General features: G+C 58.6%; 21 protein-coding genes. All 21 read left to right on the top strand.

The window, feature by feature from the left end; genetic code table 11:
- The first annotated feature begins 30 nt into the window (after positions 1-30).
- Positions 31-663, top strand: a complete 633-nt coding sequence (gene rplC / locus JCM17207_RS07060) for a 50S ribosomal protein L3 (RefSeq protein ID WP_238316907.1) — start codon at positions 31-33, stop codon at positions 661-663.
- A 14-nt stretch (positions 664-677) separates the two neighbouring features.
- Positions 678-1,301, top strand: a complete 624-nt coding sequence (gene rplD, locus JCM17207_RS07055) for a 50S ribosomal protein L4 (protein ID WP_238316906.1) — start codon at positions 678-680, stop codon at positions 1,299-1,301.
- A complete protein-coding gene (rplW, locus tag JCM17207_RS07050) occupies positions 1,301-1,597 on the top strand; it encodes a 50S ribosomal protein L23 (RefSeq protein ID WP_238316905.1) in 297 nt (98 codons plus the stop codon). The genes rplD and rplW overlap by 1 nt, the downstream gene beginning before the upstream one ends.
- A gap of 77 nt (positions 1,598-1,674) precedes the next feature.
- Positions 1,675-2,505: a 50S ribosomal protein L2 gene (rplB, locus tag JCM17207_RS07045; RefSeq protein WP_238316904.1), complete on the top strand. Its 831-nt coding sequence runs from the start codon at positions 1,675-1,677 to the stop codon at positions 2,503-2,505.
- Between the two features lie 17 nt (positions 2,506-2,522).
- The gene (gene rpsS, locus JCM17207_RS07040; protein WP_005921883.1) at positions 2,523-2,789 is read left to right on the top strand and encodes a 30S ribosomal protein S19; all 267 of its coding nucleotides are present in this window, start codon (positions 2,523-2,525) and stop codon (positions 2,787-2,789) included.
- A gap of 19 nt (positions 2,790-2,808) precedes the next feature.
- The gene (gene rplV / locus JCM17207_RS07035) at positions 2,809-3,144 is read left to right on the top strand and encodes a 50S ribosomal protein L22 (protein ID WP_097785327.1); all 336 of its coding nucleotides are present in this window, start codon (positions 2,809-2,811) and stop codon (positions 3,142-3,144) included.
- 12 nt (positions 3,145-3,156) lie between these two features.
- On the top strand, positions 3,157-3,861 hold the full coding sequence (gene rpsC / locus JCM17207_RS07030) for a 30S ribosomal protein S3 (protein WP_238316903.1): 705 nt from the start codon (positions 3,157-3,159) through the stop codon (positions 3,859-3,861).
- On the top strand, positions 3,861-4,301 hold the full coding sequence (gene rplP, locus JCM17207_RS07025) for a 50S ribosomal protein L16 (RefSeq protein ID WP_238316902.1): 441 nt from the start codon (positions 3,861-3,863) through the stop codon (positions 4,299-4,301). The genes rpsC and rplP overlap by 1 nt, the downstream gene beginning before the upstream one ends.
- Positions 4,291-4,476, top strand: coding sequence for a 50S ribosomal protein L29 (gene rpmC, locus JCM17207_RS07020; protein ID WP_238316901.1), 186 nt, complete (start codon positions 4,291-4,293; stop codon positions 4,474-4,476). The genes rplP and rpmC overlap by 11 nt, the downstream gene beginning before the upstream one ends.
- Before the next feature lie 12 nt (positions 4,477-4,488).
- A complete protein-coding gene (rpsQ, locus tag JCM17207_RS07015) occupies positions 4,489-4,746 on the top strand; it encodes a 30S ribosomal protein S17 (protein WP_238316900.1) in 258 nt (85 codons plus the stop codon).
- 43 nt (positions 4,747-4,789) lie between these two features.
- Positions 4,790-5,158: a 50S ribosomal protein L14 gene (gene rplN, locus JCM17207_RS07010; RefSeq protein ID WP_087246324.1), complete on the top strand. Its 369-nt coding sequence runs from the start codon at positions 4,790-4,792 to the stop codon at positions 5,156-5,158.
- 14 nt (positions 5,159-5,172) lie between these two features.
- On the top strand, positions 5,173-5,487 hold the full coding sequence (gene rplX, locus JCM17207_RS07005; protein ID WP_238316899.1) for a 50S ribosomal protein L24: 315 nt from the start codon (positions 5,173-5,175) through the stop codon (positions 5,485-5,487).
- Between the two features lie 17 nt (positions 5,488-5,504).
- Entirely contained in the window at positions 5,505-6,047 is a 543-nt protein-coding gene (gene rplE, locus JCM17207_RS07000; protein ID WP_238316898.1) for a 50S ribosomal protein L5, read from the top strand.
- A gap of 17 nt (positions 6,048-6,064) precedes the next feature.
- Positions 6,065-6,250 (top strand): type Z 30S ribosomal protein S14, encoded by a 186-nt coding sequence (locus JCM17207_RS06995; RefSeq protein WP_087231894.1) that lies wholly within the window; start codon positions 6,065-6,067, stop codon positions 6,248-6,250.
- A gap of 107 nt (positions 6,251-6,357) precedes the next feature.
- Positions 6,358-6,756, top strand: a complete 399-nt coding sequence (rpsH, locus tag JCM17207_RS06990) for a 30S ribosomal protein S8 (RefSeq protein WP_005934908.1) — start codon at positions 6,358-6,360, stop codon at positions 6,754-6,756.
- Positions 6,757-6,773: 17 nt separating this feature from the next.
- Positions 6,774-7,325 carry a 50S ribosomal protein L6 gene (gene rplF, locus JCM17207_RS06985; RefSeq protein WP_238316897.1) on the top strand — a complete coding sequence of 184 codons (552 nt, stop codon included), beginning with the start codon at positions 6,774-6,776 and terminating at the stop codon, positions 7,323-7,325.
- 18 nt (positions 7,326-7,343) lie between these two features.
- On the top strand, positions 7,344-7,703 hold the full coding sequence (gene rplR / locus JCM17207_RS06980; RefSeq protein ID WP_238316896.1) for a 50S ribosomal protein L18: 360 nt from the start codon (positions 7,344-7,346) through the stop codon (positions 7,701-7,703).
- A gap of 19 nt (positions 7,704-7,722) precedes the next feature.
- On the top strand, positions 7,723-8,223 hold the full coding sequence (gene rpsE, locus JCM17207_RS06975; protein ID WP_238316895.1) for a 30S ribosomal protein S5: 501 nt from the start codon (positions 7,723-7,725) through the stop codon (positions 8,221-8,223).
- A gap of 14 nt (positions 8,224-8,237) precedes the next feature.
- Positions 8,238-8,423: a 50S ribosomal protein L30 gene (rpmD, locus tag JCM17207_RS06970; RefSeq protein WP_238316894.1), complete on the top strand. Its 186-nt coding sequence runs from the start codon at positions 8,238-8,240 to the stop codon at positions 8,421-8,423.
- 20 nt (positions 8,424-8,443) lie between these two features.
- On the top strand, positions 8,444-8,884 hold the full coding sequence (gene rplO, locus JCM17207_RS06965; RefSeq protein WP_238316893.1) for a 50S ribosomal protein L15: 441 nt from the start codon (positions 8,444-8,446) through the stop codon (positions 8,882-8,884).
- Position 8,885: 1 nt separating this feature from the next.
- On the top strand, positions 8,886-10,181 hold the full coding sequence (gene secY / locus JCM17207_RS06960; protein ID WP_238316892.1) for a preprotein translocase subunit SecY: 1,296 nt from the start codon (positions 8,886-8,888) through the stop codon (positions 10,179-10,181).
- Positions 10,182-10,233 lie beyond the last annotated feature (52 nt).

The following is a 10,233-nucleotide window of genomic DNA, read 5'->3' as shown; positions in this document are numbered from 1 at the left end:
AACCAATAACCTTTACAGGAGGAAAAGAAAATGGTTAAAGGCATTATCGGCAAAAAAGTCGGTATGACTCAGCTGTTCGACGAGAACGGCAAGGTCATTCCCGTGACCGTCATCGAGGCAGGTCCCTGCACCGTCGTGCAGAAGAAGACCGTCGAGAGCGACGGCTATCAGGCTGTTCAGCTGGGCTTCGGCGAGGTTTCCGCCAAGAAGGTCAACAAGGCAGCCGCTGGCCACTTCAAGAAGGCCAATGTCGCCCCCAAGAAGACCCTGCGCGAGTTCCGTCTGGAGGATGTCTCCGGCCTGAACGTGGGCGATGTCCTGAAGGCTGACGTCTTCGCCGCTGGCGATAAGGTTGACGTCGCAGGCATCTCCAAGGGCAAGGGTTACCAGGGCGTTATCAAGCGCTACGGTCAGCACCGTCTGCGCGAGAGCCACGGCACCGGCCCCGTCGCACGGCATGCCGGTTCCAACGGCTCCACTTCCACCCCGTCCCGCGTGTTCCCCGGCAAGCGTCTGCCCGGCCACATGGGCTTTGTGCGGGTCACCGTGCAGAACCTGACGGTTGTCAAGGTTGACACCGAGAACAATCTGATCGCTGTCAAGGGTGCGATCCCCGGTACCAAGGGCACCATCGTTACCCTGGCCAACAGCGTGAAGGCGTAAGGAGGAAAGCTACAATGGCAAAATTTGACGTAGTCGATATGAACGGCAAAAAGGTCAGCGAGATCGAGCTTTCCGACGCCGTGTTCGGCATTACCCCGAACGAGAAGGCTGTTCACATTGCAGTTGTGAACTTCCTGGCCAACCAGCGCCAGGGCACCCAGAACACCAAGATCCGCAAGGAAGTCTCCGGCGGCGGCAAGAAGCCCTGGCGCCAGAAGGGCACCGGCCACGCTCGTCAGGGCTCCATCCGTGCTCCCCAGTGGACTCACGGCGGCGTCGCTCTGGGCCCCAAGCCCCGCAGCTACAACTACCACATCAACAACAAGGTCAAGCGCCTGGCTCTGCTGAGCGTTCTGTCCGACAAGGCTGCCAACGGCAACATGATCGTGGTTGACAAGATGGCTGTCGAGGAGTACAAGACCAAGGCGGTTGTTGCAATGCTGAACGCTGTCGGCGCCGGCAAGAAGAACCTGCTGGTCAACGAGACTGTCGATGCGAAGTTCGTCAAGAGCGCCGCTAACATCCAGGGCGTCAAGACCACCTTCGCTGGCAGCGTGAACACCTACGATGTGCTGAACGCCGACAAGCTGATCATCAGCGAGGGCGCAGCGAAGAAGCTCGAGGAGGTGCTTGGCTAATGAAAACCGCACATGACATCATCCTGAAGCCGGTCATCACCGAGAACTCCATGGCTGGCATCGCCGACAAGAAGTACACCTTCAAGGTCGCCACCGACGCTACCAAGATCGAGATCGCTCAGGCTGTCGAGACCCTGTTCCCCGGCGCTAAGGTTGCCAAGGTCAACACCATCTCGGTGCGTGGCCGCTTCCGCCGCCAGGGCATGCATGCTGGTTACACCGCCGCTTCCAAGAAGGCGATTGTCACCCTGACCAAGGACTCCAAGGAAATCGAGTTCTTCAACAGCATGGTTTGATCGGACCCGCCGAGGGTCCCTCTATGGGGATATGACCCCGATAATAATTCATAAGATAACAAAAGGAGAATAGCACAATGGCTATCAAAAAGTATGGCCCCACTACCCCGGGCCGCCGCGGCATGACCGTCACGGACTACAGTGTCCTGTCTAAGGTCGCTCCCGAGCGCAGCCTGCTGGAGCCCATGAAGAAGCACAGCGGCCGCAACAACACCGGCCGCATCACCGTCCGCCACCACGGCGGCGGCAACCGCACCAAGTATCGTGTCATCGACTTCAAGCGTCAGAAGACCGATATGCCCGCTACCGTCAAGACCATCGAGTACGATCCGAACCGTAGCGCCTTCATCTGCCTGGTGGAGTACACCGACGGCGTGAAGAGCTACATCATCTGCCCCGAAGGCCTGAAGGTCGGCGATGTGATCGTCAGCGGCGCCGGCGCCGACATCAAGCCCGGCAACTGCCTGCCCTTTGAGAACATCCCCGTTGGTACCATCATCCACAACATCGAGCTCTACCCCGGCCGCGGCGCTCAGCTGGTTCGTTCCGCTGGCAACATGGCTCAGCTGATGGCTAAGGAGAACGGCTACGCCCTGATCCGTCTGCCCTCCGGCGAGATGCGCAATGTGCCCCTGAACTGCACCGCAGTCATCGGCCAGGTCTCCAACATCGACCACGAGAACGTCAACCTGGGCAAGGCCGGCCGCAAGCGCCACATGGGCGTCCGTCCCGGCAGCCGTGGTACCGTCATGAACCCGAACGACCACCCGCACGGCGGTGGCGAGGGCCGCGCTCCGATCGGCCACTCTGGGCCTATGACTCCGTGGGGCAAGCCCGCTCTGGGCCTCAAGACCCGTAAGCACCACAAGCGCTCCGATAAGCTGATCGTGAAGCGTGCAGGTAAGTAAGAGAGGAGTTTACGACAATGGGTAGAAGTATTAAAAAAGGACCTTTCGTCCAGGCTGCTCTTATGAAGCACGTTGAAGCGATGAACGCTTCCGGCAAGAAGCAGGTCATTAAGACCTGGTCTCGTGCCTCCACCATCTTCCCCGAGTTCGTCGGCCACACCTTCGCCGTCCACGACGGTCGTAAGCATGTGCCCGTGTATGTGACTGAGGACATGGTTGGCCACAAGCTCGGCGAGTTCGTGCCCACCCGTACCTTCAAGGGTCACACCGGCAATTCGAAGTAAGAGAAGGAGGAACGCAAACATGGAAGCTCGGGCAATTCTTCGTTATGCCCGCATTAGTCCCCGGAAGGTTTCGATCGTCATGGATCTGATCCGGAACAAGCCCCTGGACGAAGCGCTGGCAATCCTGCAGTACACCCCGAAGGCCGCTTGCGAGCCCCTTCTCAAGCTGGTGAAGTCTGCAGCCGCGAATGCGGAAAACAACTTCAATATGGACAAGAACAACCTCTACGTGGCCGAGTGCTTCGTCTGCCCCGGCCCCACGCTGAAGCGCATGATGCCTCGTGCACAGGGCCGCGGCTACCGCATCCTGAAGCGCACCAGCCACATGACCGTTGTTCTGAAAGAGAAAGAGTAAGGAGGTAAACAAATGGGCCAGAAAGTTAATCCGCACGGTATTCGTGTCGGTGTGATTAAAGACTGGGACAGCCGCTGGTTTGCTTCCAAGAAGGACTTCAGCGATAACCTGATGGAGGACCACAAGATCCGCACTGAGCTGAAGGCTCAGCTCAAGGACGCTGGTGTCCCCAAGATCGAGATCGAGCGCAGCGTGGACCCCTCCACCTCCGCTCCCCGCGTGACCGTCAGCATCTACTGCGCTAAGCCCGGTATGGTGATCGGCAAGGGCGGTGAGGAGCGCGTCGCGCTGCAGAACAAGCTCTCCAAGAAGTACGGCAAGAACATCGTCGTCAACGTTATCGAGGTTAAGAGCGCTGCTACCAACGCTCAGCTGGTTGCCGAGGACATCGCTCGTCAGCTGGAGAACCGCGTCACCTTCCGTCGTGCCATGAAGCAGTGCATGCGCAATGCCATGAGCCCCCGTGACCGCAGCACTGTCCCCGCTAAGGGCATCAAGGCTATGTGCTCCGGCCGTCTGGGCGGCGCTGACATCGCCCGCACCGAGAGCTACCACGAGGGCACCATCCCCCTGCAGACCCTGCGCGCCGACATCGACTACGGCTTTGCAGAGGCTGCCACCACCTACGGCCGCATCGGCGTCAAGGTGTGGATCTACAAGGGCGAGGTCCTCAAGAGCGCTAAGAACGCTCAGAAGAAGGAAGGAGGCAACAAGTAATGTTACTGCCTAAGCGTGTTAAGTACCGCCGCGTTCAGCGCGGCCGCATGACCGGCAAGGCTACCCGCGGCAACGTGGTGTGCCAGGGCCAGTACGGCCTTGTTGCCCTGGAGCCGGCCTGGATCTCCTCCAAGCAGATCGAGGCCGCCCGTGTCGCCATGACCCGTTATATCAAGCGTGGCGGCAAGGTCTGGATCAAGATCTTCCCCGACAAGCCCGTCACCGAGAAGCCCGCTGAGACCCGAATGGGTTCCGGTAAAGGCTCTCCCGAGTACTGGGTTGCAGTCGTGAAGCCCGGCCGTGTCCTGTTCGAGCTGGCTGATGTCGATGAGGCAACTGCCCGCGAGGCTCTGCGCCTGGCTATGCACAAGCTGCCCATCAAGTGCAAATTTGTTGTCCGTGAGGACTCCGTGAAGGAGGATGGCACCAATGAAGGCTAATGAACTCCGCGAGATGCAGTCTGCAGAGCTGACCAGCAAGCTGGCAGACCTGAAGGCTGAGCTGTTTAACCTGCGTTTCCAGCATGCCATCAACCAGCTGGAGAACCCCGGCCGCATCGAAGCAGTCAAGAAGGACATCGCCCGCGTGATGACCGTTCTGGCTGAGAAGCAGTAAGGAGGTTAAACGATGGAAGAACGTAATCTGAGAAAGACCCGCGTCGGTATCGTTGTATCCGACAAGATGGATAAGACCATCGTGGTTGCCGTGAAGGACAGCGTGCAGCACCCCCTGTACAAGAAGATCCTGAAGCGTACCGCTAAGTTCAAGGCTCGTGACGAGAAGAACGAGTGTGGTATCGGCGACCGTGTTGAGATCATGGAGTGCCGCCCCCTGAGCAAGGATGTGCGCTGGCGCCTGGTCCGTATCGTTGAGAAGGCTAAGTAATTTTAGCCCGCTGCTTTGAACAGTTTGAAAGGAGATATCTGATATGATTCAGATGCAAACTTATCTCAAAGTTGCCGACAACACCGGTGCCAAAGAACTGATGTGCTTCCGTGTGCTGGGCGGTACCCGCAAGAGATACGCAAATATTGGCGACGTCGTGGTCTGCTCTGTCAAGAAGGCAGCCCCCGGCGGCACCGTTAAGAAGGGCGACGTCGTGAAGGCCGTTATCGTGCGCAGCAAGCACGGCGTCCGCCGTGACGACGGCTCCTACATCCGTTTCGACGAGAACGCCGCCGTCATCGTCATGGCCGACAAGAGCCCCAAGGGCACCCGTATCTTTGGACCCGTTGCCCGTGAGCTGCGTGAGGCCGGCTACACCAAGATCCTGAGCCTGGCTCCGGAATCGCTGTAAGGAGGTTTTAAATTATGAATAATCTTCATGTTAAAACCGGCGACAACGTTATGATCATCAGCGGCAAGGACAAGGGCCACACCGGCAAGGTTCTGCAGGTCAGCCCCGCCGAAGGCAAGGTCATTGTTGAAGGCCAGAACATGGTTACTAAGCACGTCAAGCCCCGCCGTCAGGGCGAGCAGGGCGGCATCGTCAAGGCCGAAGGCGCTATGTACGCCTCCAAGGTCATGCCCATCTGCCCCAAGTGCGGCAAGGCTGTCCGCGTCGGCCACGTCGAGAAGGACGGCAAGATGGTTCGCGTCTGCAAGAAGTGCGGCGCTGAGCTGTAAGAAAGGAGTAAGGAACAATGGCTCGTTTGAAAGAACAGTACGTCAATGAAATTGCTCCTGCTCTGAACAAGAAGTTCGGTTACAAGAGCGTTATGCAGATCCCCAAGCTGAACAAGGTCGTCATCAACGTTGCCTGCGGCGAGGCCAAGGACAACGAGAAGATCCTGGAGGCTGTCATGAAGGATCTGGGCCAGATCACTGGCCAGAAGGCGGTTGTCTGCCGCGCCAAGAAGAGCGTCGCTAACTTCAAGCTGCGCGCTGGCACCCCCATCGGCTGCAAGGTCACCCTGCGTGGCGAGCGTATGTACGAGTTTGTGGATCGTTTCTTCAACATCGCACTGCCCCGCGTCCGTGACTTCCGCGGCATCAACGGCAACGCCTTCGACGGCCGCGGCAACTTCGCCTGCGGCATCAAGGAGCAGATCATCTTCCCCGAGATCGACTTCGACAAGGTCGACGCCGTCCGCGGCATGGATGTGTGCTTCGTCACCACCGCCAAGACCGACGAAGAGGCCAAGGAGCTGCTGAAGGCTCTGGGCGCTCCGTTCGAGAACAACTAAGGGAGGAGATTGGTACAATGGCTAAACTGTCTATGAAGCTCAAGCAGGCCCGTCCTGCCAAGTTCTCCACCCGCGCATACACCCGCTGCCGCATCTGCGGCCGCCCCCACTCCGTGCTGCGCAAGTACGGCGTGTGCCGTGTGTGCTTCCGTGAGCTGGCCTACAAGGGCGAGATCCCGGGCGTGAAGAAGGCTTCCTGGTAATTAACCGGGGGCAACTGTGTCGGATACCCGCCCCGGGGCAAATGGTTTCGGGGCGGTATCATTATAAAAACAAACAATACAAGAGCTAATCTAAGGAGGTTAGTGGCATGCAGATTACTGATCCTATCGCGGACCTGCTGACTCGCATCCGCAACGCTAGCACTGCCAAACACCCTTCTGTGGAGATCCCCGCTTCTAACATGAAGAAGGCTATCTGCCAGATTCTGGTGGACGAGGGCTACATCAAGGGTATGCAGGTTAAGAACGACACTGTCCAGGGCACCATCGTGGTCACCCTGAAGTATCAGGCGAACGGTGAGCCCGTGATCGCCGGCCTGCGCCGTGTGTCCAAGCCCGGCCTGCGCATCTACACCAACTGCGAGGATATGCCCAAGGTCATGAAGGGCCTGGGCACCGCGATCATTTCCACCTCTAAGGGCATCATGACCGACAAGGCTGCTCGTGCTGCGCACGTTGGCGGCGAGGTCCTGGCCTTTGTGTGGTAAGAAAGGGGTAAAAGACAATGTCGAGAATTGGAAGAAAACCCATCGTCATTCCTGCCGGCGTCACTGTCACTGTCGATGAGGCAGCTCACACCGTCGCCGTGAAGGGCCCCAAGGGCAGCCTGAATTCCAACTATCATCCCCTCATGACCGTCAAGGTCGAGGGCAATGAGGTTTTGGTTACCCGCCCCAATGACGAGAACCTGTCCAAGAGCCTGCACGGCCTGACCCGCACCAACATCGCCAACATGGTGAACGGTGTTGTCAACGGCTACGAGAAGCAGATGGAGATCGTGGGCGTCGGCCTGCGCTGCCAGAAGCAGGGTTCTGACCTGGTCATGAACCTGGGCTTCTCTCACCAGGTGGTCGTCTCGGATACCGATGACATCAAGATTACCTGGCAGGATCCCAACAACTTCACCATTACCGGTATTGACAAGCAGAAGGTCGGCCAGTTTGCCGCCGAGGTCCGCGCCAAGAAGCCGCCCGAGCCGTACAAGGGCAAGGGCATCCGCTACAAGGGCGAGGTTGTCAAGCACAAGGAAGGCAAAGCCGGCAAGGGCAAGAAATAAGGTAAGGAGTGAAAGACAATGGTTAAGCAGATCGACAAGAACGAAGCTCGTCTTCGTCGTCATCGCCGCGTTCGCGGCAAGATCAGCGGCACTGCCGCTCGTCCTCGCCTGGATGTTTTCCGCTCCGCCAAGCACATTTACGCTCAGATCATCGACGATGAGCAGGGCGTGACCCTGGTGTCGGCGTCCACTATGGACAAGGACTTTGAAGGCTTCGGCGGCAACGTTGAGGCTGCTACCGCGATCGGCAAGAAGATCGCCGCCAAGGCCCTGGAGAAGGGCATCACCGAGGTCGTGTTCGACCGTGGCGGTTTCGTGTATCATGGCCGTGTTAAGGCCCTGGCTGAGGGTGCCCGCGAGGGCGGCCTGAAGCTGTAATGAGAGGAGGAAACACATTATGGCTATGAGAAACCGTGAAGATGACGGCATGATCACCAAGGTGGTCTCCATCAACCGCGTATCCAAGACCGTTAAGGGCGGTCGTATCATGAAGTTTGCCGCTCTGGTGGTTGTCGGCGACGGCAAGGGCACCATCGGCTACGGCATCGGCAAGTCCGGCGAAGTCCCCGAGGCTATCCGCAAGGGCGAGGCTGCTGCCAAGAAGAACATGCACAAGGTTGCCATGAAGGGCACCACCATTCCTCACGAGATCGTGGGCAAGTACGGCGCAGGCTCCGTCCTGCTGAAGCCCGCTGCCCCCGGTACCGGCATGATCGCCGGCGGCCCTGTGCGTGCCGTCATCGAGGCTGCTGGCATCAAGGACATCCGTGCGAAGTCCATGCGTTCCAACAACCCCATCAACGTTGTGTCTGCAACCTTCGCGGGCCTGTGCGGCCTGGTCAGCGCCGAGTCTGTCGCTGAGAAGCGCGGCAAGACCGTCAAAGAAATTCTGGGTTAAGGAGGTAACACACCATGGCAGAGAAGATGCTCAAAATCGAGCTGAAGAAGAGCCTGATCGGCCGCGGCGAGAAGCAGATCGCCACCGCCGCCGCTCTGGGCCTGAAGAAGCCGGGCGACGTTACCGTTCAGCCTGACAATGCCGCAACGCAGGGCAAGATCGCTAAGATCGCCTTCATGCTGAGCGTCACCGAAGCGTAACAGAGCAGGGGGTACACGCAATGAAACTTCATGAATTACACGCGATTCCCGGCGCTAACAAGGCTGTGACCCGCAAGGGCCGCGGCATTGGCTCCGGCAATGGCAAGACTGCCGGCTTCGGCAGCAAGGGCCAGAAGGCCCGCTCCGGCGTCAAGCGCGCCGGTTTCGAGGGCGGCCAGATGCCGCTGCAGCGCCGCCTGCCCAAGGTTGGCTTCAATAACATCTTTGCTACCCGGTACGCCATCGTCAACGTGGCTGACCTGGAGAAGGTTTTCGAGGCCGGCGCTGTGGTCGACACCGAGGCCCTGAAGGCAAAGGGCCTGGTCAAGAAGACCCTGGACGGCGTCAAGATCCTGGGCAACGGCGAGCTGACCAAGGCTCTGACCGTCAAGGCCGCAGCCTTTTCTGCTTCTGCCAAAGAGAAAATCGAGAAGGCAGGCGGAAAGGCTGAGGTGATGTAAGGTGTTCCAAACATTCCGAAACGCATGGAAAATCCCCGAGCTTAGAAATCGTCTCCTGTTCACGCTGGCGATCCTCGTGGTCTATCGGCTGGGCTGTGCCATTCCGGTACCGTTCGTGACCGGCTCTGCACTGACGCAGATGTTCTCGAACGGCAACATGCTCACCTATCTCGATATGATGAGCGGCGGCGCGCTGTCCCGGTGTACGATTTTCGCGTTAGGTGTGACACCCTATATCAACGCATCCATTATTGTGCAACTGCTGTGCGTGGCGATCCCCAGCCTGGAAGCCATGGCCAAAGAGCCCGACGGCCAGCAGAAGATCCAGCAGATCACCCGGTATGTGGGCGGCGGCATCGCTCTGGTGATGTCCATCGGCTACTACTTCGTGGTCCGCAGCATGGGCGCTCTGAAGTACACTTCCGGCGCCGCTGGGATCTTCTGTGCTCTGGTCATCATCCTGAGCTTTACGGCCGGCGCGCAGCTGATCACCTGGTGTGGTGAGCAGATTGACGACAAGGGCATCGGCAACGGCTTGTCCCTGCTGATCTTTGCCTCGGTCGTCTCCCACTGGTCTTCCCTGTACAGCACCGTGACCGGTATGCTGACCCGTGCCGCGGCCGGGGAGCCCCAGTTCTACTTCTACCTGCCTCTGCTGGTTGTCCTGGCTCTGGCGGTGATCGTCTTCATTGTCATTATGACCAATGCAGAGCGCCGCATCACCATCCAGTACGCCAAGCGCGTGGTGGGCCGGAAGCAGATGGGCGGCCAGAACACCTACCTGCCCCTCAAGCTGAACATGAGCGGCGTCATGCCGATCATCTTCGCGAGTGCGCTGGTCTCCATCCCGGGAACCATCGGCAGCTTCTTGAATCTCGATCCGGCGGAGCACCCGATTTGGTCGGCGTTCTTCAACACGTTCAACTACACGTCCTTCGCCTATATCGTCATTTACCTGCTGCTGATCCTGTTGTTTAACTTCTTCTACGTTACCATCCAGTACAACCCCGTTGAAATCGCCAACAATCTGCGCCGCAACAACGGCTCGATTCCCGGCTTCCGTCCCGGCAAGCCCACCAGCGATTTCATCACCCGCACCCTGAACAAGATCACCATGGTTGGCGCTCTGTTCCTGGCTGCGGTGGCTGTACTGCCGATCATTCTGGGCAACCTCACCGGCATGAGCATTCAGCTGGGCGGTACCAGTATGCTGATCGTGGTTGGTGTGGCGCTGGACACCACCCGCAGCCTCGACAGCTTTATGATGATGCGCAACCACAAGGGCTTCCTGGGCTGATCGTTAAAACAGAATAAGCACTGTTGTGAGAAAGCACTGGAAAAGAGAGGTC

The sequence above is a fragment of the Faecalibacterium gallinarum genome, assembly GCF_022180365.1.
GTDB classification, from domain to species: Bacteria; Bacillota; Clostridia; order Oscillospirales; family Ruminococcaceae; genus Faecalibacterium; species Faecalibacterium gallinarum.
Note: the sequence above shows the minus strand (reverse complement) of the source record. Positions and strands in the feature narration are given on the sequence as shown.